Annotated in this window: 19 protein-coding genes; 11 read left to right on the plus strand and 8 right to left on the minus strand. The window is 74.0% G+C overall.

Features of this window, described 5'->3' with window-relative positions:
• Positions 1-2: 2 nt before the first annotated feature.
• From ACZ52R_RS11615 to ACZ52R_RS11630, 4 genes are all read right to left on the minus strand, one after another.
• A complete protein-coding gene (locus tag ACZ52R_RS11615; RefSeq protein WP_360506168.1) occupies positions 3-1,220 on the minus strand; it encodes a thiolase family protein in 1,218 nt (405 codons plus the stop codon).
• 256 nt (positions 1,221-1,476) lie between these two features.
• Complete coding sequence (locus ACZ52R_RS11620; RefSeq protein WP_465623107.1) at positions 1,477-2,751, minus strand: HRDC domain-containing protein; 1,275 nt, start codon at positions 2,749-2,751, stop codon at positions 1,477-1,479.
• A 289-nt stretch (positions 2,752-3,040) separates the two neighbouring features.
• The gene (locus ACZ52R_RS11625) at positions 3,041-3,766 is read right to left on the minus strand and encodes a response regulator transcription factor (protein WP_360506162.1); all 726 of its coding nucleotides are present in this window, start codon (positions 3,764-3,766) and stop codon (positions 3,041-3,043) included.
• Between the two features lie 320 nt (positions 3,767-4,086).
• Positions 4,087-4,749 carry a DUF3000 domain-containing protein gene (locus ACZ52R_RS11630; RefSeq protein ID WP_465623108.1) on the minus strand — a complete coding sequence of 221 codons (663 nt, stop codon included), beginning with the start codon at positions 4,747-4,749 and terminating at the stop codon, positions 4,087-4,089.
• 236 nt (positions 4,750-4,985) lie between these two features.
• Here ACZ52R_RS11630 and hemE point away from each other — a divergent pair, with 236 nt between their 5' ends.
• Complete coding sequence (hemE, locus tag ACZ52R_RS11635) at positions 4,986-5,999, plus strand: uroporphyrinogen decarboxylase (protein ID WP_360506233.1); 1,014 nt, start codon at positions 4,986-4,988, stop codon at positions 5,997-5,999.
• Positions 6,000-6,038: 39 nt separating this feature from the next.
• On the opposite strand, the gene ACZ52R_RS11640 is transcribed toward hemE, so the two are convergent.
• Complete coding sequence (locus tag ACZ52R_RS11640) at positions 6,039-6,479, minus strand: 2-thiouracil desulfurase family protein (RefSeq protein WP_360506156.1); 441 nt, start codon at positions 6,477-6,479, stop codon at positions 6,039-6,041.
• A gap of 55 nt (positions 6,480-6,534) precedes the next feature.
• Between ACZ52R_RS11640 and ACZ52R_RS11645 the strand changes: the two genes are divergently transcribed.
• From ACZ52R_RS11645 to hemQ, 3 genes are read left to right on the plus strand one after another with little or no spacing between them, the layout of a single operon-like run.
• Positions 6,535-7,125 (plus strand): Uma2 family endonuclease, encoded by a 591-nt coding sequence (locus ACZ52R_RS11645; protein ID WP_465662605.1) that lies wholly within the window; start codon positions 6,535-6,537, stop codon positions 7,123-7,125.
• 34 nt (positions 7,126-7,159) lie between these two features.
• Positions 7,160-8,590, plus strand: coding sequence for a protoporphyrinogen oxidase (hemG, locus tag ACZ52R_RS11650; protein ID WP_465620908.1), 1,431 nt, complete (start codon positions 7,160-7,162; stop codon positions 8,588-8,590).
• Positions 8,587-9,312, plus strand: a complete 726-nt coding sequence (gene hemQ, locus ACZ52R_RS11655) for a hydrogen peroxide-dependent heme synthase (RefSeq protein ID WP_465620909.1) — start codon at positions 8,587-8,589, stop codon at positions 9,310-9,312. Before hemG ends, hemQ begins: the two co-directional genes overlap by 4 nt.
• A gap of 115 nt (positions 9,313-9,427) precedes the next feature.
• Here hemQ and ACZ52R_RS11660 read toward each other — a convergent pair whose 3' ends face one another.
• From ACZ52R_RS11660 to ACZ52R_RS11670, 3 genes are all read right to left on the minus strand, one after another.
• Positions 9,428-10,210: a TIGR04222 domain-containing membrane protein gene (locus tag ACZ52R_RS11660; RefSeq protein WP_360506145.1), complete on the minus strand. Its 783-nt coding sequence runs from the start codon at positions 10,208-10,210 to the stop codon at positions 9,428-9,430.
• 145 nt (positions 10,211-10,355) lie between these two features.
• Entirely contained in the window at positions 10,356-11,399 is a 1,044-nt protein-coding gene (locus tag ACZ52R_RS11665; protein WP_465620911.1) for a TIGR04222 domain-containing membrane protein, read from the minus strand.
• A 30-nt stretch (positions 11,400-11,429) separates the two neighbouring features.
• Complete coding sequence (locus ACZ52R_RS11670; RefSeq protein ID WP_465620913.1) at positions 11,430-12,770, minus strand: MbnB/TglH/ChrH family RiPP precursor modification enzyme; 1,341 nt, start codon at positions 12,768-12,770, stop codon at positions 11,430-11,432.
• Positions 12,771-13,039: 269 nt separating this feature from the next.
• Here ACZ52R_RS11670 and ACZ52R_RS11675 point away from each other — a divergent pair, with 269 nt between their 5' ends.
• The 7 genes from ACZ52R_RS11675 (at position 13,040) to ACZ52R_RS11705 (ending at position 18,911) form a co-directional block, all read left to right on the plus strand.
• The gene (locus tag ACZ52R_RS11675; protein WP_465753385.1) at positions 13,040-13,378 is read left to right on the plus strand and encodes a hypothetical protein; all 339 of its coding nucleotides are present in this window, start codon (positions 13,040-13,042) and stop codon (positions 13,376-13,378) included.
• Positions 13,297-13,971, plus strand: coding sequence for a GNAT family N-acetyltransferase (locus ACZ52R_RS11680; protein ID WP_465753386.1), 675 nt, complete (start codon positions 13,297-13,299; stop codon positions 13,969-13,971). The genes ACZ52R_RS11675 and ACZ52R_RS11680 overlap by 82 nt, the downstream gene beginning before the upstream one ends.
• A 116-nt stretch (positions 13,972-14,087) precedes the next feature.
• Positions 14,088-14,891: a hypothetical protein gene (locus ACZ52R_RS11685; RefSeq protein ID WP_360506135.1), complete on the plus strand. Its 804-nt coding sequence runs from the start codon at positions 14,088-14,090 to the stop codon at positions 14,889-14,891.
• Between the two features lie 121 nt (positions 14,892-15,012).
• Entirely contained in the window at positions 15,013-16,026 is a 1,014-nt protein-coding gene (locus ACZ52R_RS11690; RefSeq protein ID WP_360506132.1) for an MBL fold metallo-hydrolase, read from the plus strand.
• Positions 16,027-16,165: 139 nt separating this feature from the next.
• The gene (locus tag ACZ52R_RS11695) at positions 16,166-18,133 is read left to right on the plus strand and encodes an ATP-binding protein (protein ID WP_465753387.1); all 1,968 of its coding nucleotides are present in this window, start codon (positions 16,166-16,168) and stop codon (positions 18,131-18,133) included.
• A complete protein-coding gene (locus ACZ52R_RS11700) occupies positions 18,130-18,561 on the plus strand; it encodes a roadblock/LC7 domain-containing protein (RefSeq protein ID WP_465620920.1) in 432 nt (143 codons plus the stop codon). Before ACZ52R_RS11695 ends, ACZ52R_RS11700 begins: the two co-directional genes overlap by 4 nt.
• A complete protein-coding gene (locus ACZ52R_RS11705; RefSeq protein WP_360506124.1) occupies positions 18,558-18,911 on the plus strand; it encodes a DUF742 domain-containing protein in 354 nt (117 codons plus the stop codon). Before ACZ52R_RS11700 ends, ACZ52R_RS11705 begins: the two co-directional genes overlap by 4 nt.
• Positions 18,912-18,918 lie beyond the last annotated feature (7 nt).

Below are 18,918 nucleotides of genomic sequence, written 5' to 3' on the forward strand. Positions count from 1 at the left end.
GCTCACTTACCACCCTCGAAGTGGGGGTTCTCCCAGATGATGGTGCCGCCCATGCCGAACCCGATGCACATCGTGGTGAGGCCGTAGCGGACGTCCGGGCGCTGCTCGAAGCGGCGGGCCAGCTGGTTCATCAGGCGCACGCCGGAGGAGGCCAGGGGGTGGCCGAAGGCGATCGCGCCGCCGAACGGGTTGACCCGCTCGTCGTCGTCCGCGATGCCGTAGTGGTCGAGGAAGGACAGCACCTGGACGGCGAAGGCCTCGTTGACCTCGAAGGCCTGGATGTCGTCGATGGTCAGACCGGCCTTGGCCAGGGCCTTCTCGGTGGCCGGGACCGGGCCGATGCCCATGACCTCGGGCTCGACGCCGGCGAAGGCGTAGGAGACCATGCGCATCTTGACCGGGAGGCCGAGCTCCTCGGCGACGTCCTCGGCGGCCAGCAGCGAGGCGGTGGCGCCGTCGTTCAGACCGGCCGAGTTGCCCGCGGTGATGTTGCCGTGCGGGCGGAACGGGGTCTTGAGGTTCGCCAGCGACTCCATCGTGGTGCCCGGGCGCATCGGCTCGTCCACGGTGGCCAGGCCCCAGCCGGTCTCGCCGACCTCGGGGTTGGTGTTGCGGATCGAGATCGGCACCAGGTCCGGCTGGATGTCGCCGTTGGCGTACGCCTTGGCGGCCTTCTCCTGGGAGCGCACGGCGTAGGCGTCGCAGCGCTCCTTGGTGATGTGCGGGAAGCGGTCGTGCAGGTTCTCCGCGGTCATGCCCATGAACAGGGCGGACTCGTCGACCAGCTTCTCGGAGACGAAGCGCGGGTTCGGGTCGACGCCCTCGCCCATCGGGTGGCGGCCCATGTGCTCGACGCCGCCGGCCACGACCACGTCGTAGGCGCCGAAGGCGATGCCGCCGGCCGTGGCGGTCACCGCGGTCAGCGCGCCGGCGCACATGCGGTCGATCGAGTAGCCCGGGACGGACTTCGGCAGGCCGGCCAGCAGGGCGGCGGTGCGCCCGATGGTCAGACCCTGGTCGCCGATCTGCGTGGTGGCCGCCACGGCGACCTCGTCGATGCGCTCGACGGGCAGGTTCGGGTTACGGCGCACGAGCTCCCGGATGCACTTGACGACGAGGTCGTCGGCGCGCGTCTCGTGGTAGATGCCCTTCGGGCCGGCCTTGCCGAACGGGGTGCGGACGCCATCGACGAAGACGACGTCCCTCGCGGTACGAGGCACGGGGGCTCTCCTCCCAGGGACCAACATTTGAGGTGGGCAGGCTGCCGCCGGCGAAAGACCCGAGCGGCGCCGCTTCACGGTCATGCTACCCGTCGGTAACCAACCTGCCCAGGCCCCTCGGACGGTTCTGACCGTGTGTCCCGCGACACGTCCGACCAGGAACGCTGCCCCGGGTACAACGAGCGGGCGCGCGAGCGGGGACGACGAAGGGGATGCCGCCCGTACGGACGGCATCCCCTCCGGGGTCCTGCCGGGGTCAGGCCTCGGCCGCCGAGGTCGCCGCCGGGGTCGCGGCCGGGGTCGCGGCCGAGGCGAACGCAGCGGCCATCGCGGGCGCCACCAGGTCCACCTGCCACTGCCGGGCACCGAGCCGGCGCAGCGCGGCGGCCACACCCTCGGGGCCGCGGTCGGCCGGCGGCTCCCAGGAGACCCGCCGGACCAGGTCCGGGGTGATCAGGTTCTCGGCCGGCAGGTGGTGCCGCTCGGCCAGCTCGCTGACCGCGCTGCGCGCACCGGAGAGCCGGGCGGCGGCCACCGGGTCCTTCTCCGCCCAGGCGCGCGGCGGCGGCGGTCCGTCGTGCGGCGCGGCGGCCGGCGGCAGCTGGCCCTCCGGGATCTCCCGGCCGCGCTGCACGGCGGCCAGCCACTGCTCCAGCTGGCGCCGGTGCACCCGCGGCCCGAAACCCTGGACAGCCTGCAGCGAGGCGATGTTCAGCGGCATGGCCAGCGCGGCGTTGACGATCGCGGCGTCCGAGAGCACCCGGCCAGGGGAGACGTCGCGCTCCTGCGCCATCCGGTCGCGCGCCAGCCACAGCTCGCGCACCACGGCCAGCTGGCGGCGCCGCCGGACCTTGTGCAACTGCGAGGTGCGCCGCCACGGGTCGGTGCGCGGGGCCGGGCGGGGCGCGGCGGCGATCGCCGCGAACTCCTCCAGGGCCCAGTCGAGCTTGCCCTGGGCGTCCAGCTCCTGTTCGAGTGCGTCGCGCAGCTCGACCAGCACCTCGACGTCCAGAGCGGCGTAGCGAAGCCACGGCTCGGGCAGCGGGCGGGTGGACCAGTCGACCGCCGAGTGCTCCTTGGCCAGGCTCAGGCCGAGCACGTTCTCGGTCATCGGTCCGAGGCCGACCCGGGCGAAGCCGGCGATCCGCCCGGCCAGCTCGGTGTCGAAGAGACGCCGGGGTCTCATGCCGACCTCGGCCAGGCAGGGCAGGTCCTGGGTGGCGGCGTGCACCACCCATTCGGCGTCCTCGAGGGCGGCGTTGAGCGCGCTGAGGTCGGGGCAGGCGATCGGGTCGATCAGGGCGGAGCCGGAGCCCGCGCGGCGCAGCTGGATGAGGTACGCGCGCTGCCCGTAGCGGTAGCCGGAGGCGCGCTCGGCGTCGACGGCGACAGGCCCGGTGCCCGCGGCGAAGGCCGCGATCGTGGCGGCCAGCGCCTGCTCGTCCGCCACGACGGGCGGGATCCCCTCCTTCGGCTCGAGGAGCGGGACCGGGGCTGCTTCTTCTGGGATGGCTGCTACGGCGTCGGTCACCCCCCAAGGGTACGACGGACCTCGCGACCGGGAGTGTTGTCGGACTGGTCAGACGGATACTCACCCCTTAGTCGCCCGCTCGCCTCCGGGGCGCCCAGTGACTCACCCGCTCGCCTCAAGGGTGTCTCGGGGCGGGGACTCACCCGCTCGCCTCAAGGGTGTCTCGGGGCGGGGACTCACCCGCTCGCGTCGGGTGCTCGCCCGCTTGCTGAGGGGGCCCAGGCAACGGCGCGGCGGCCGAGGAGGAAACGTTCCTCCTCGGCCGCCGCGGCGGTCCGGAGCGCTCGGCTCAGTGGATGATCCCGGTGCGCAGCGCGACGGCGACCATGCCGGCGCGGTCGCCGGTGCCCAGCTTGCGGGCGATCCGGGCGAGGTGGCTCTTCACCGTGAGCGCCGACAGGCCCATTGCCACGCCGATCGCCTTGTTCGACTGCCCCTCGGCGACCAGCCGCAGCACCTCGACCTCGCGGCCGGACAGTTCGCGGTAGGCGGCCTGCTGGGGGCCCGGGGCACCGGGCGCACCGGGGGCTCCGGGGGCTCCCGGTGCACCGGTGGCTCCCGGCATGCCCGGCATCCCGGGGCGGCGCATCCGGCCGGCCAGCCCGGCGGCGCCGAGCGGCATGCCCGGGCGGCCCGGCATCGCGACGTTCGTCCGGGTGCCGGTGACCACGTAGCCCTTGACGCCGCCGGCCAGCGCGCTGCGGACCGCGCCGATGTCGTCGGCGGCGGACAGTGCCAGGCCGTTGGGCCAGCCCGCGGCGCGGGTCTCGGCGAGGATGGTCAGCCCGGAGCCGTCGGGCAGGTGTACGTCGGCGACGCAGATGTCGCGTGGGGTGGAGACCCGGGGGCGGGCCTCGGCGATCGAGGACACCTCGATCACGTCCCGGACGCCGAGCGCCCACAGGTGACGGGTGACGGTGTTTCGGACGCGGGGATCGGCGATGACCACCATGGCGGTGGGCTTGGTCGGGCGGTAGGCGACCACGTTTGCGGGGTGCTCAAGAAGGACCGACACCAGGCCTCCTGCGGGGAGTGGCGGACGGAACCCCGATGGGGGCGGTCGGAGTGTTCCGCGTTCGGAAAGGGTCACAGTCTGCTTCGGCAGCAACCGTGCCCGGCTTTAGCAAAAGATCACGATCTAGTGAGTAACAATACGGACAAATCGCGCAAATGATTGATGCGACATGCTTGGTATTCGCACAAAATCGATCAGATTCGATGCTGATCGGTCGGTATCGACCGGTTAATTGACACAGAGCGGGTCCGAAGTCACACTCCGTCAGTCCTGGGAGTGGCGTCCGGCCGCCCGCGGTCGACGAGCCCCGACGCCACCCGTCAGTGCGGCCGCGGGCGTCGCCTGGCGGGCATCGGGACCACTCCACCGAGTGACGGCACCTCGGCGGGCCCCTGCGGCGCCGGTGCGACCGGCGGCAGGCCGGCGCTGATGCAGAGCAGGTCCGCCCAGGCCGCCAGGTGCCGCTCGAAACGGCCGTCGGCCGGGGTCCAGGACGCCCGGATCTCGATCTCGGTCGACGACGGGCGGTCCGCCAGACCGCCGAAGTACTGGGACGCGCACCTGGTCACCGTGCCGGACGGCTCCGCGTACCCGGCGCCGTGCGCCTGCAGTGAGTCCAGCAGCCAGGCCCAGCCGACCTCGCAGAGCATCGGGTCGCCGGCCATCTCCGGCTCCAGCTCGGCCCGGGTCATCGTGACCACCCGGAACTCACCGTTCCAGGCCTCCTGTCCGGCCGGGTCGTACAGCAGCACCAGACGGCCGTCCGCCAACTCCTCGCCATCCACCTCGACCGCGGCGGTCACCGCGAAGGCGTGCGGGGCCAGCCGACGCGGCGCCGGCGCGGGGGAGAGCTGCACCTCGGGCCGCAACCGGGCCCCGTCAAGGGCCGCCACGGCAGCCCGGAACTCGCTCGGCGCCCCCTCGCGACCCGTTCCGCCACCTGCTCCGCCACCCTGTGCGGGGTGCCCTCCGACCGCTGCCATGACCCGAAGACTAGGTCGAAAACCCGGGTTATCGCCGCAACTTCTCTCCCAGCGGCGTGCCGGAACGGCAAACCCGGGCAGATCTTGGAGGAACCGACGAGACCGGCCGGGAAGGGGTCCCCGGGACGCGTGCGAAGATTTGACGCGTGAGCGAGACTACGGCAGACCCGACGGCGGCCTCGAACAACGGCCGGACCACCCCCGCGCGCCGCGGCGCCGCGTACGACTCCGCGTTCCTGCGCGCCTGCCGGCAGGAGCCGGTGCCGCACACGCCCGTCTGGTTCATGCGCCAGGCCGGCCGCTCGCTGCCCGAGTACCTGAAGGTCCGCGAGGGCATCCCCATGCTGGAGTCCTGCATGCGGCCCGAGCTGGTCAAGGAGATCACCCTGCAGCCGGTGCGCCGGCACAAGGTGGACGCCGCGATCTTCTTCAGCGACATCGTGGTGCCGCTCAAGGCGGTCGGCATCGACGTCGACATCAAGCCCGGCATCGGCCCCGTCATCGCCGACCCGATCCGCACCTTCGACGACCTCCAGCGGCTGCGCCCGCTCGAGCCGGACGACGTCCCCTACATCACCGAGGCCATCGGCCTGCTGGTGGACGAACTCGGCGAGACCCCGCTGATCGGCTTCGCCGGCGCGCCCTACACGCTGGCCAGCTACCTGGTCGAGGGCGGCCCGTCCAAGAACCACGAGAACACCAAGGCCATGATGTACGGGCAGCCCGAGCTGTGGGCCGCCCTCGTGGACCGGCTCGCCGACATCACCTCGGCCTTCCTCAAGGTGCAGATCGAGGCCGGCGCCTCGGCGGTCCAGCTGTTCGACTCCTGGGTCGGCTCGCTCGCGCCGGAGGACTACCGCCGCTCGGTGATGCCGGCCAGCACCAAGGTCTTCGACGCCGTCGCCGGGTACGGCGTGCCGCGCATCCACTTCGGCGTCGGCACCGGCGAACTGCTCGGTCTGATGGGCCAGGCCGGCGCGGACATCGTCGGCGTCGACTGGCGGGTGCCGCTGAACGTCGCCGCCGAGCGGGTCGGCCCCGGCAAGGGCCTGCAGGGCAACCTTGACCCGGCGGTGCTGTTCGCGCCCACCGAGGTCGTGGAGGCCAAGGCCCGCGAGGTGCTGCAGGCCGCCGAGGCGCTCGGCACCAGCGGCCACATCTTCAACCTCGGCCACGGCGTCATGCCGTCCATGGACCCGGACGCGCTCAGCCGGCTCGTTGCCTTCGTCCACGAGGCCAGCGCGCGCTGACCCCTCCACGGTGGCGGGCCTCCGGATCCCGGGGGCCCGCTACCCGGCGGTGACCTCGATCCCCGCGCGCCGCAGCAGCGCCGCCGTCACCCCGTCTCCGGGGCGCAGCTCCCCGGTGAACGTCCCGTCGTACACCTGCCCGCAGCCGCACGACGGGCTGCGCGCCATCAGCACCGCCCGCCGCGCCCCCGCCGCCTCCGCGGCGGCGAGCGCCGCCCGGGCGCCGGCCAGGAACTCCCCGGTGCAGTCCGCCCCGGTCGCGTCCACCACCCGCGCCCGCCCGTCCAGCACGTCCGCGCCGTCCCCGCCCACGATCTCCGCCGGCGGCCGCGGCGTCGGCAACCCGCCCGCCCCCTCCGGGCACACCACCACGGCCCGCCCCTCCTCCACCAGGCGCAGCGCACCCTCGGAGGTCTTCGCCCGCCCGTCGTACCGGCACGGCACGCCGGCCAGACACGCACTCACCATGATCGGCTCCATAGCACACACCCTAAGCGGCGGTTCCTCGTGTCCTTGAACTCGCTATCTTGGGGTCATGAGTGAGCTGCCGGACTGGATGTACGCCCCCAGAGACGAGGGTTGGTTCGCCGACGACCTCGACCACCTGCCGCAGGCGCCGCGGCACACCGAACTGATCGATGGAGCCCTGGCCTTCATGATGTCCCCGCAGCGCTCGTGGCACAGTCAGGTGGTGTCGCGGCTAACCGCCGTGTTGGAGCACTCGGTTCCTGATGGAACGGTCGCCGAGCGTGAGATGACAATCAAGCTTGACCCGCGCAACCGGCCGGAGCCTGACGTGGTGGTAGCCACCGCGGCGTACGACCCGGACCGGACCTGGTACGCCCCCGCTGACGTGGTGCTCGTCGTGGAGGTCGTCTCCCCTGAGTCCGCCCATCGCGACCGCACTGTAAAGGTCCGCAAGTACGCCGAAGCGGGTATCCCGCACTACTGGATCGTCGAGGAGGAGGACGGCTTGCCGGTCGTGCACGTCTATGAATTGGACGTCCCGACCTCCACGTACGTGGCTGCCGGGATCTTCCGGGGCACGCTGGAACGGCCGGTGCCGTTCCCCGTCGCCGTCGATCTCGCTGGGCTTGTGCCCCGGTCGAAGCGAGCGGGGGATTGAGGGTTCGGTGTAAGGACCTGCGAGACTGCGAGGCATGTCGGATGCACGGGTCGTCGTCGTCGGTGGTGGGATCGCGGGGCTGGCTGCGGCCGCTTTTCTGAGCGGAGCGGCCGGGGGTGCGCCGCGGGCGCGGGTGACGGTGCTGGAGGCGTCGGGGCGGGTCGGCGGGAAGCTGTGGGGCGGGGAGGTCGGCGGGGTCCGGGTGGACCTCGGGGCCGAGTCGGTGCTGGCCCGGCGGCCGGAGGCGGTGGAGCTGGCGCGGGCGGTCGGGCTGGGGGAGGAGCTGGAGCCGCCGACCACCGCGAAGGCGGCGATCTGGACGCGCGGGGCGCTGCGGCCGCTGCCGGGCGGGCAGGTGATGGGGGTGCCGGGCGACCTGGAGGCGCTGGCGGCGTCCGGGGTGCTCACCGCGGAGGGGCTGGAGCGGGCCCGGCACGAGGAGCCGACCGAGGTGGGGGAGGACGTCGCGATCGGCCGCTACGTCGCCGACCGGCTGGGCCGGGAGGTGGTGGACCGGCTGGTCGAGCCGCTGCTGGGCGGCGTCTACGCCGGTCGCGCCGACGAGATCTCGCTGCGCGCCGCCGTACCGCAGCTGCTGGCGATCGCCCGGGGCGGTGGTTCGCTGGTCGAGGGGGTGCACGAGCTGGCGTCCCGGCCGCAGGTGGTCGGTAGCCCGGTGTTCAACGGTCTGCGCGGGGGCCTCGGCACCCTGCCGGAGGCGGTCGCCGCGGCCTGCGTCAAGGCGGGTGTGGACCTGCGCACGGACGCCCCGGTGGACGAGCTGCGCCGCACCCCCGACGGCTGGCGGGTGGTGACCGGCGGCGAGGTGCTGCACGCGGACGCCGTGGTGCTGGCGGTCCCGGCCCCGGCCGCGGCCCGGCTGCTGCGCGCGGACGCCCCGGCGGCCGCCGTCGAGCTGGACACCGTCGAGTACGCGGGCATGGCGCTGGTGACGCTGGCGTTCCGGCGTTCCGATCTGGCCGAACTCCCCAGCGGCAGCGGGTTCCTGGTGCCGCCGGTGGACGGGCGGCGGATCAAGGCGTCGACCTTCTCCTCCAACAAGTGGGGCTGGCTGGAGCGCTCCGCGCCGGACGCGTTCCTGCTGCGCACCTCGCTGGGCCGGCACCGCGAGGAGGAGGCGCTGGGCCTGCCGGACGAGGAGCTGGTGGCCCGCTCGCTGGCGGACCTGCGGGAGGCGATCGGGCTGACCGCCCGGCCGTACGACACCTTCGTCTCACGCTTCACGGCCGGCCTGCCGCAGTACCCGGTGGGTCACCCGGACCGGGTGGCCAGGGTCCGGGCGGCGGCCGAGCGGGTGGGCGCGCTGGCGCTGTGCGGCGCCGCGTACGACGGGGTGGGCATTCCGGCGTGCATCGGATCGGCGGCCGCCGCGGTGGCCGCCGTCGACAGACTGTTGACCCCGGCGACCGGGGAAGGTTCCACGGAGAGGACAATGGGCGCATGACTGAGAGCGTTGAGCGGGAGCCGGAGCAGCGGCCCGAGAAGAAGAAGGCGCGCGACCTGAACCAGGTCATCCGCTACACGATGTGGTCGGTGTTCAAGCTCAAGGGCGCCCTGCCCGAGGACCGCGCCGCCCTGGCCGCCGAGGTGGACGAGCTGTTCGAGCAGCTGGCCGCGAAGGACGTGACCGTGCGCGGCACGTACGACGTCTCCGCTCTGCGCGCGGACGCCGACATCATGGTCTGGTGGCACGCCGAGGACTCGGACGACCTCCAGGAGGCGTACAACCGCTTCCGTCGCACCGGCCTGGGCCGCCACCTGGAGCCGGTCTGGTCGAACATGGCGCTGCACCGCCCGGCCGAGTTCAACAAGTCGCACATCCCGGCCTTCCTGGCCGACGAGCGCGCGCGCGACTACGTCTGCGTGTACCCGTTCGTGCGCTCCTACGAGTGGTACCTGCTGCCGGACGAGGAGCGGCGCGCGATGCTCGCCGAGCACGGCAAGATGGCGCGCGGCTACCCGGACGTGCGGGCCAACACGGTCGCCTCGTTCGCGCTCGGCGACTACGAGTGGCTGCTCGCCTTCGAGGCGGACGAGCTGCACCGGATCGTCGACCTGATGCGCGACCTGCGCCCGTCCCGGGCCCGGCTGCACGTCCGCGAGGAGGTGCCGTTCTTCACCGGCCGCCGCAAGCCGGTCAGCGAGCTGCTGAACGGCCTGGTCTGAGCGACCGCGGTTCCTTCGGAGGCCGGTTCCCCTACGTACGGGGAACCGGCCTCCGCCGTTGTGACGCCCGTTGTGACGCGCCGTGGTGACGCCCGGGCGGGCCCGGGCGGCGGGCTCAGGTGCGGTGGGGGCGCAGGGCGGCGCGCAGGCGGGCGTCGGGGAGGACGGCCGGGCCGTTCATGGCGACGGCGGTGAGCAGTTCGCGCTCCTCGTCGTCGGCGAGGCCGCGCTGGCGGGCCGGGCGGACCTCGCGCAGCACCTCCTGGCCGATCGGGGAGGCCCAGCGGGTGTAGGGGTAGACGTCGACCCGGGCCATCAGCAGGGTGCCCGAGGTGAGCACCAGCGGCAGCGAGAACCAGGCGAGCGGGGCGAGGGTGTCACCGCCGGTGAAGCCGCTGACGGCCAGCGAGACGGCCAGCAGGAGCAGCGACAGCAGCAGCGCGTGCCGGACCTGCCGGACCACCACGACGGTGTTGCGCTGCACCAGGGCCGGGGTGGCCAGGCCGGCCAGCGAGAGCCGGGCGCCGATCTCCAGCACGGTGGGGTGCTCGGCCATCGCCCGGCGCAGCTCGTCCGTGCGGCACTGGCCCTCGGGGCCGACGGTGGCGATGACGGCCCGTTCCAGGCGGCTGCGGCCCCTGGGGTCGACCACGGTGGTCCAGCCGGTGTGCGCCAGGTGCAGCCGGCCCCGGCCGGCCATCAGGACGAGGGCCAGTTCGACCACCCGGTCCGGGCCGCCGGCCAGGTAGGCGGTCTCGTAGAGCCCGATGCCGACGGCTTCCGGTGGGCGCAGCCCGTCCTGTTCGGCCAGGGCGTCGGCGGTGGCGGTCATTCGGACCAGCCGGAGGCAGGAGAGCACCGCCGCGACACAGGCCGGTATCAGGAACAGCAACCACATGGCCTTGTTCTATGCCTGGCCCGATGGTGCGGGGAACGCCTTCCCGGTCCGCGATACCGAACTGTGACGTCGGCCGTGGGACGAACCGCGACGGTACGACGAGCCGAAACCGTGCGATTTCCCCTCGGCGCGGGCCGGGCGGGCGTCAGGAGCCGCCGCAGCCGCCGCCGCAGCTCGAGCCGCAGCTGGATCCGCAGCTGGAGGACGAGGAGCCGCAGCTGGACGACGACCCGCAGCTGCTGGAGCCGGAGCTGCAGCTGGACGAGCCGCAGCTGGACGACCCGGAGCCGGAGGAACCACACCAGGAGCTCGAGGAGCACGAGGTGGAGGACGACGAACACGAGGAGGAGGACGAGGACGACGAGGCGAACCAGGACGAGCTCGCGGAAGCCTGCCGCATCGCCTCCTCCTCGGCTGTCGCGGCCAGCATCGCGGCCTCCAGCTCCTGGTTCTCCAGCCCGGCGGCGGCCAGCCCGCCCAGCGCGAGCGCGCCCAGCAGCGCGCCGCCCACCAGCTTGGGCGACACACCGGAGCTGGGCGTCCACGGCGAGCCGTCCATCAGGGTCAGCTGGCGCGTCCCGGCCGGGGTGATCCGGCCCTTGACCGGCCTCGTGGCGAGTAGCGAGACGGCGCCCGCGAACAGCAGGAAGCCCGGGATCCAGAGGTTGGGGTGGACAGGCCCGTAGACGCCGTCGATCAGCTCGGAGGCCACGGCGAAGGCCACGACGACGAGCATCGCGAGCCAGAGCAGCCGACGGGCGGTCCGGGCCCGGTGCATCCGTTCGGGGCGGCGCATCAACCCGCGGTCGGCGAGCCGGTCGCCGATCTCCTGGACGGCCGCGGAGCGCATCACCATGCGGCGCAGCGGGGCGAGTTCACGGCTGCCGGTGGGCCCGGCGGCCTCCTGGATCGCCTGGTCGACGGCGTCGTACGGCTTGCCGCCGGTGAGCGTGACCAGGCCGGAGCGGCTGATCACGACCTGTTCGCCCAGGTGCATCCGGACGAGGGCGGTGTCGAAGACCCGGCCCGGTCCGCCGGACAGGAACGCGGTGTCGAGCAGCGGCAGACCGCGGCCGGGCAGGCCCTTGGCGTACGGGACGTGGCCGATCCGCTGCCGGGTGTGGGCGGCGTACAGGGCGGCGGCCACCAGCAGGGCGGCCGGGATGATGAAGTAACTGTCGTGCCACATGGGCGGTTCCCCCGGAATGACGATGGGTCGCTAGCCGTGCAGGGCCCGGCGCAGACGCGCGAGCGGGCCGGACGGCCGTACGGGTGCCGGGTGGAGCCACTGCTCCAGGGCCCGGCGGTGGTCGGTGGCGGGCTGGCCGCCGTCGGTGAGCACCCACTGGGCGAAGGCCCGGGCGTCGGCGCGGTAGCCGCCGTTCTGCGGGTGGGTGCGGGCGTAGCGGAGGAAGAGCGGCCCGTACTGCTCCCCGAGCAGGCGGGGCAGCTCCGGGGCCACCTTGGCGGTGGTGTCGCGCCGCTTGGCGGCGAGGCCGGTGGCCTGGGCGCCGACCTGGGCCGGGTCGAAGCCGGGCGGGACGGGCCCGCCGGCCACCAGGGCGGCCAGCAGCTCCTCCTGGCGCCGGGCCAGGCGCTCCCGGGCGGCGGTGGCGTCCCGGGGCGCGGTCGGGCCGGCCGTCGTGGTCGGATCGGTCGCCCCGGTGGGGCCGGTGGCCGTGGTGAGGTTGCCCATCCGCCGGGTGCTCCCCTCCAGCACCCGGCGGATGGCGTCCAGTTCACCGGCCAGCTCGCTGGGCGGCGGGAAGTTGGCGTCCCGCTCCAGCAGGACGCCGGGCGGTGCGATCCGGGCGCAGAGCTCGGCCAGCACCTCCAGCACGGGTTCGGTGACGGGGTGGGCGTGCGTGTCGTGCCAGATCCCGTCGACCAGGGTGCCGCCCGCGACGTGGACGTAGGCGAGCGCCTCCAGCGGCAGGCGGTCGAGTTCTGCGGCCGGGTCGACGCCGAGGTTGACCCGGTTGGTGTGCAGGTTGGCGACGTCGATCAGCAGCCGGACGCCGGTGCGCTCGACCAGCTCGGCGAGGAACTGACCCTCGGTGAACTCGTCGTCCGGCCAGGCGAGCTGGGCGGCTATGTTCTCCAGGGCGAGCGGCACCGGGAGCTGGTCCTGGGCGATCCGGACGTTCTCGGCGATCACCCGCAGCGAGTCCCGGGTCCGGGGTACGGGCAGCAGGTGGCCGGCCTCCAGGCCGCCGGCCCGGACGAAGGCCAGGTGCTCGGTGACCAGCGGGGAGCCGAGTGCCAGGGCGGTGTCGGCGAGTTGGGCGAGGCGGCCGGGATCGGGCAGGTCGGCGCCGCCGAGGCCGAGGCCGACGCCGTGCGGGACGACGGTGACGCCGCGTTCGCGCAGCACCGTCAGCGAGTGGGGCAGGTGGTCGGCGCAGATGTTCTCGGCGACCACCTCGACCCAGTCCAGGCCGGGTTGGCGCTCGACCACGGTGTCGATCTCGCCGCGCCAGCCGAGGCCGACGCCCAGGCGGGTGGGGGCGGAGGGGTCGCCGGTGGTCCGTACGGGCAGGGCCAGGGCAGGGGAAGTCATCGGTTCGCCCCCTTCTGAGGGCCGGGGTGGGAAGGGCCGTCGGGTGGTGCGGGCGTCGTCGGCAGGACCACGCGGCCGTTGTTGCTGAGGATGTCCCCGAGCGGGGTGGCTGCCAAGCCTCACCCGGTCTTCTCAGAGCATTATTTGAGCTTGCCGTTCTGATGATAATGGACTTCGATCCCCGGCCGAGGCCGTCTCCGCAGGTGAGGCGCCGTTCCGGCGGTAAATCGGAGGCGGTGCGGGGGCGTGCCCGGCTAGCGTGGGAACCCATGATTTCTTTGACTTCTTCGACTTCCCTGACCATCCGTGAATTCCGCCCCGAAGACGCCGATGCGGTGGCGGCCGCCCACCGGGCCGGGCGCGAGCACCTGGTGATGTCCGCCGAGGCCCTGCTCTGGCTGAACGACCAGCCCAACCCCGACGAGCACTTCCGCACCTTCGTCGCCGAGTGCGACGGCCGGGTGGTCGGCGCGGTGCGCTGCGCGCTGGTGCTCGGGACGACGGCGTCGGGTACGCCAACGGCAGTGTGCTGCCGGAGTTCCGGCGGCGCGGCGCGGCCACCGCGCTGCTGGCCGCGGCCGAACGGCACCTGGCCGAGCACGGGGTGACCGAACTGCACACCTGGCTGGACGGCGAGCCCGCCTCGCTGGCCTTCGGCGCAGCCCGGGGCTACGAGATCGGGCGCGCGGCCCAGTTCGGCGGGCGGGACCTGGCGCTGCCGCTGCCGCAGGCGCCCGTACGGCCGGCCGGCGTCGAGCTGCGCCCGGCCACCGACTGGGCGGACGACCCGCGCCCGCTGTTCCTGGTCGATGCGGACGCCCTCCGGGACGAGCCCGGCGAGGTGCCGATGGACGCCCTGGAGTACGAGGACTGGCTGCGCAGCTTCTGGGCCCGACCGGACCTGGACCGGGCGCTGACCGTCGTCGCCGTGATGGACGGCGAACCGGCCGCGTTCACCATGGCGCAGACCGACGGCGTGGACCGCTACTGGTCCGCGTTCAGCGCCAGCCGCCGGGCCTTCCGCGGGCGCGGCCTGGTCAAGCTGGCCAAGCTGGAGTCGCTGCGCCTGGCGGCCGCGGCGGGCTACCGGCGCGCGTACACCTCCAACGACGAGACCAACGCGCCGATGCTCGCGATCAACGCATGGCTCGGGTACGAGCGCTGCGCGGGGGAGCGCAAGGGCATCAAGCGCCTGAAGTGACCCTCGGTGCGGTGATTCTGACGCTCGGAATTGCCGCGAGGGGGGTATTTCGGCCACGGGCGGGGACTTAACCAGGGCACACAGTTCGTGGTCGAGTCTTCCTCCGAGGGGATGATATGGACCTTCTGCTCCAGGTGTTGGTCGCATCGGTTCCGGCCGTGATCGGCTTCCTCGCGGCCCACTCCCTCGCCCGGACCAGACTGTTCCTGCGCTACGGCTTCCTGCGGGCGCTGCTGGCGCCGTACAGCCGGGTGCAGATCATCACGCCGAGCATCGAGGTCGCGGAGTTCGCCTTCACCACGGACGGCTGCCAGCTGACCAGCCGCGGGCCTAAGAACGTGCTGTTCATGCCGATGGCCGAGGCGAGGGCCATAGCGGAACTCACCGACCTGCTGCGCAAGGTCAACCGGAAGGCGACGATCGAGCTGGTGGTGGCGGGCGCGCAGGACCCGCGGATGCCGACCTTCTCGATCGGTGGCCCGAGCGTCAACGCCTACTCCGGCGGCGTGCTGGACGCGGTGTTCCCCGACTTCGCGATCGAGTACCCGGAGGCGGCCCGCGCCCGGTGGGGCGGAATGACCTTCGAGGCGCTGTTCAACCCGACCGGGGAGCTGATCCGCGACCACGGCTTCATCTTCGTGACCCGCACGCCCCGGCACGCGCCCTGCGTGGTGCTCTGCGGGGTGTTCGCGTTCGGCTCGGCGATGGCGGTGGAGGCGCTGACCACGGCGAGCCGGACCTCCCCGCTGGCGGCGCTCTTCCGCTCGGGGGAGAAAGGATTCGTCGCGGTGGAGGGCCGGGTGATCGGGCTGGACACCGTGGACGTCACGGTCGAGGTCTGCCGCGTCCTGCCCGCGCCCCGGTCGGAGGTCCCGTCGGGCTTCCGGGGCGAGGTGCCCGTCAGTCGTCCCGAACAGTGAGATAATTGGTCTCGACCACGTGGTGCGAATCCGGACAGCACGGGCGAGACCGGGTCATGAACTCCTGGTGGACGTACAGGTTTTGCCCCACTCCTGGCGCATCATGGGCATAATCGCGCACATGACGATCAACCGTGCGAACGTGAGCGCGATTGCCGAGGACCTGTACGTGTGGCTCCCCCCGAAGCGGGGCTGGGGCCTGGCCAACTGCGGCCTGCTGGCCTCCGAGACGACCGCGCTCTGGATCGACACCCCCTACGACCCCTCGATGGCCGGGGAGTTCCTCGCCGCGAGCCGCCGGCTGCTGCCGGCCGGGGTCGAGGTCGACCGGGTGGTCGTCACCCACGCCAACGGCGACCACCTGTGGGGCGCCGGGGTGCTACCGGACGCCGAGGTGATCGCCACCCGCGAGGCGCTGGAGCACATCCACTGGGAGCCCACCCCGCAGCAGCAGCACGCCCTCGTCACCAACAGCGACCCGGACTCCCTGCTCGGCGGCTACCTCAGGGAGCACTTCGGGCGGTTCGACTGGTCCGGCACCGACCCGGTGCACCCGGACACCGTCTTCACCGGCGAGCTGGAGCTGCGGGTCGGCCGCTACCCCGTGCAGATCACCAGCCTGCCCGCCGCCCACACCGGCGGCGACCTGATGGTCCACCTCCCGCACCAGCGCGCGGTGTTCACCGGCGACGTGATCTTCGCCTCGACGCCCGAGCAGCCCGGCGACCACCCCTCGCACTGGGCCGGCCCACTGGAGAACATCGTCGGCGCCTGCGAGCAGGCCCTGGCCACCGGCGCGGAGATCTTCGTCCCCGGCCACGGCCCGGTGCTCGACCGCGAGGGCGTCCGGGAGCACATCGGCTACCTCGCGTACGTCCGCGAGCGCGCCCACACCCTGCACGCCGCCGGCATACCCGCGCTGGACGCCGCCCGGCGGGTCATCGCCGAGCAGCGCCACCCCGAACTCGGCCTGCCCGAGCGGCTGGTGCTCACCGTCGCGGCCGAGTACCGGCACCTGGACGGCTCGGCGGCGCCGGGCGCGCTGGACGCCATGGGACAGGTCGCCCTGGTCGCCCGGGAGCTGGCCGAGGACGCCGTCGCCCGGATCTCGCGCCCGCGCTCCGACCGGGGCTGAGCCCCCCGCCCGCCCAAGTCCGGCCCCGCCCGGAAACCGGCCCCGCTCGGAAACCGGCCCCGCCCCGGCCTCCTGGCCTGACCCGCCCGCCCCGCCCCGCCCCGTCCGGCCCGACCCGCAAGCACCCCCGAGGACTCCGATGACGCAGATCGCGCTGATCGCCCTGGCGCTGGTCGCCGCCGTGGCCGCGGCCGTGCTCGCCCGCGGCCGGGCCGGGGCCGTCGCCCGCGCGGCGGCCGCCGAGACCGCGCTCACCCGGGCCGAGGAGCGCGCCCGCGTCGCCGAGGGCCGGCTCGCCCGCGCCGAGCAGCAACTGCGCGAGGCGCAGGACACCGCCCGGCGCGCCACCGAGGAGGCCCGGCGGGCGGAGGGCCGCACCCGCGCCGCCGAGGACGCCGTCCACGAGGCGCAGGACACGGCCCGGGAAGCGCAGGAAGCCGTCCGGGACGCCGCCCAGCAGGGCGCCGCCGCGACCACCCGCGCCGAGGAGGCCGACCACCGCCGCGCCGCCGCCGAGGCCCGCGCCGCCGCGCTGCTCGCCGAGATCGGCCACCTCGCCCGCGAACGGGTCGCCGCCACCGCCGTACGGCTCACCCACGCCAACGCCCCGCTGGTCGGCCCGCTGGACCCGCAGGCCGCCGGCCCGGAGGCCGTCCGGGCCCTGCAGTCCGTCCTGGACGCCACCGCCGCCGCCCTCGCCGACGAGCGCGAACGGGTGGACGCCGCCGCCCGCGCCGCCATGCGCGGCGCCACCTCCCGGATCCAGACCCTGCTCTACCAGATCCAGAGCCTGGTCCAGCACCTCCAGCACGACAACGACGACCCCCGGCTGCTGGAGGTCGACTTCCGCAACGAGATCGCGCTGCGCCGGATCCAGACCGTCGGCGTGCTCTGCGAGGCCTGGCCGGGCCTGGCCCGCACCGACTCGCCGCTCGCCGAGGTCGTCGTCGGCGCGCTCTCCCGGGTGCCCGGCTACGGCCGGATCAAGGTCGCCAACCACCTGCGGGAGCACCGGCTCGCGGTGGTCGCCCGGGCCGCCGAGCCGATCGCCGTCACCATCGCCGAACTGCTCGCCAACGCCACCGCCTACTCCCACCCGGAGACCGACGTCCCGGTCACCGTCCAGCAGGTCGGCCGCGGCGCGCTGGTCATCATCGACGACAGCGGCATCGGCATGGACGAGGACCAGCTGCACCGCGCCCGCCGACTGCTCGCCGGCCCGCCGGACCTCCTGCTCACCGAACTCGGCAACCCGCCCAAGACCGGCTTCGCGGTGATCGGCAAACTGGCCCGCCAGTACGGCTTCTCCTGCCACATCGAGCCCTCGCCGTACGGCGGCATGCGGACCATCCTGCGCATCCCGGCCGGGCTGGTGACCGTCGTCGACGACGGGCGGCCGCTGTCGGTGCTCACCCCGCTGCCGCTGCGGGCCGGCGCCGGGCCCGCCCCCGCGCCCACCGTCGCCGCCGTCCCGCCGATGCGCGCCGCCGACGAGCAGGACGGCCCGCAGCTCGCCGACCGCCACCACCAGCCCGGGCCGCACCCGGCACCGGCCATCCACGTGGTACCCGACCGGGGCGCGAACGGCCCGGTGGCCGGCCCGGCGGCGGACGCGCCGGCTGCGGACTCCGGGGCCTCCCAGGGCTCTCCGGCCTCCCAGGGCTCTCCGGCCGCTCCGGAGTTCCCGACTTCTCCGGACTCTCCGGCCGCTCCGGAGTTCCCGACTTCTCCGGACTCTCCGGCCGATGACGGCACCGGCCTGCCCACCCGGCGCCGCCGCCGTCCGCTGGCCGCCGAGGAGGCCGGTACGCCCACCGCCACCGCCACCGCCACCGCCGCCCCCGGCCGGTCCCCCGAGCAGGCCGCCGCCCACTGGCAGGCGCTGCAGCAGGGCACCGACTCCGGCCGCGCCGCCGTGGCGCAGGCCGCCCGCGAGAGCGCCGCAGGGGAGCGTGCCGCCCGTGAGAGCGCCGCCCGCGAGAGCGCGCCGACCGAGGACAGCACGAGCACCGCCGGCAACCCCGCCACCCCCGGCGACCCCGTCGCCGCCCGCCCCACCGGTGACCACACCACCGGCCCGACGACCTTAGAAGGAGCCGAGCAGTGAGCAGCTCGCCGAGCCCGACCGCCACCGACGAGATCTCGTGGGTGCTGACCCCGCTGCTGGAGCTGCCGGGTGTGCTGCACGCGGTCATCGCCACCGGGGACGGCCTGGTCGAAGGCGCCTCGGGCGGCCTGGGGCGGGCCTCCGCCGAGCGGGTCGCCGCGATGACCGCCACGGTGCACGCCGCCGCCCGCGCGTTCACCACCGCGTTCACCGACACCGAGCGGCCGCGACTGGCCCAGACCGTGGTGGAGTCCGACCTCGGCTACGCCATCGTCGTCCCGGCCGGGGAGAACACCTCGCTCGCCGTGTTCACCGCCCCGGACGCTCAACTCGGCAACGTGTCCTACCAGATGCAGGTGCAGGTCGCCGCCCTGGGCCGCGCGCTCGCGAGCCCGCCCCGGCGGCAGGACGACACCGCCCGGTCATGACCGCCGCCCCCCGCAGGCGGATGGTGCCCGCCTACCTGGCCACCGGCGGCCGCAGCCGCCCCGGCACCGAGGGCTTCGAGCGGCTCACCGTCCTGTTCGCCGACCGTGCCGACCCGCCGACCGGGCTCGAACCCGAACACCGCCGGCTCTGGGAACTGCTGCGCCCCGGCGCGCTGACCGTGGTGGAGGCCGCCGCGCACCTGCGCCTGCCGGTCAGCGCCACCGTCTTCCTCGCGGCCGATCTGGTCGCGGCGGGCTGTCTGCACGCCCGCGCGCCGATCCCGCGCGCCCAGCAGACCGACCGCTCCATCGTCGAGAGGCTCCTCGTTGGACTCCGTGCGCTCCGGTGACCGGGCC

It is taken from the genome of Kitasatospora sp. NPDC034023 (genome assembly GCF_055575795.1).

Bases quoted from the DNA above. Each gene is read 5' to 3' on its own strand.
- hemG (WP_465620908.1), top strand. From the start codon at position 7,160: ATGTCGGATGCACGGGTCGTCGTCGTCGGTGGTGGGATCGCGGGGCTG.
- hemQ (WP_465620909.1), top strand. From the start codon at position 8,587: ATGACTGAGAGCGTTGAGCGGGAGCCGGAGCAGCGGCCCGAGAAGAAG.
- ACZ52R_RS11660 (WP_360506145.1), bottom strand. From the start codon at position 10,210: ATGTGGTTGCTGTTCCTGATACCGGCCTGTGTCGCGGCGGTGCTCTCC.
- ACZ52R_RS11645 (WP_465662605.1), top strand. From the start codon at position 6,535: ATGAGTGAGCTGCCGGACTGGATGTACGCCCCCAGAGACGAGGGTTGG.
- ACZ52R_RS11685 (WP_360506135.1), top strand. From the start codon at position 14,088: ATGGACCTTCTGCTCCAGGTGTTGGTCGCATCGGTTCCGGCCGTGATC.
- ACZ52R_RS11630 (WP_465623108.1), bottom strand. From the start codon at position 4,749: ATGGCAGCGGTCGGAGGGCACCCCGCACAGGGTGGCGGAGCAGGTGGC.
- ACZ52R_RS11690 (WP_360506132.1), top strand. From the start codon at position 15,013: ATGACGATCAACCGTGCGAACGTGAGCGCGATTGCCGAGGACCTGTAC.
- ACZ52R_RS11675 (WP_465753385.1), top strand. From the start codon at position 13,040: ATGATTTCTTTGACTTCTTCGACTTCCCTGACCATCCGTGAATTCCGC.
- ACZ52R_RS11705 (WP_360506124.1), top strand. From the start codon at position 18,558: ATGACCGCCGCCCCCCGCAGGCGGATGGTGCCCGCCTACCTGGCCACC.
- ACZ52R_RS11670 (WP_465620913.1), bottom strand. From the start codon at position 12,770: ATGACTTCCCCTGCCCTGGCCCTGCCCGTACGGACCACCGGCGACCCC.
- ACZ52R_RS11640 (WP_360506156.1), bottom strand. From the start codon at position 6,479: ATGGAGCCGATCATGGTGAGTGCGTGTCTGGCCGGCGTGCCGTGCCGG.
- ACZ52R_RS11665 (WP_465620911.1), bottom strand. From the start codon at position 11,399: ATGTGGCACGACAGTTACTTCATCATCCCGGCCGCCCTGCTGGTGGCC.
- ACZ52R_RS11695 (WP_465753387.1), top strand. From the start codon at position 16,166: ATGACGCAGATCGCGCTGATCGCCCTGGCGCTGGTCGCCGCCGTGGCC.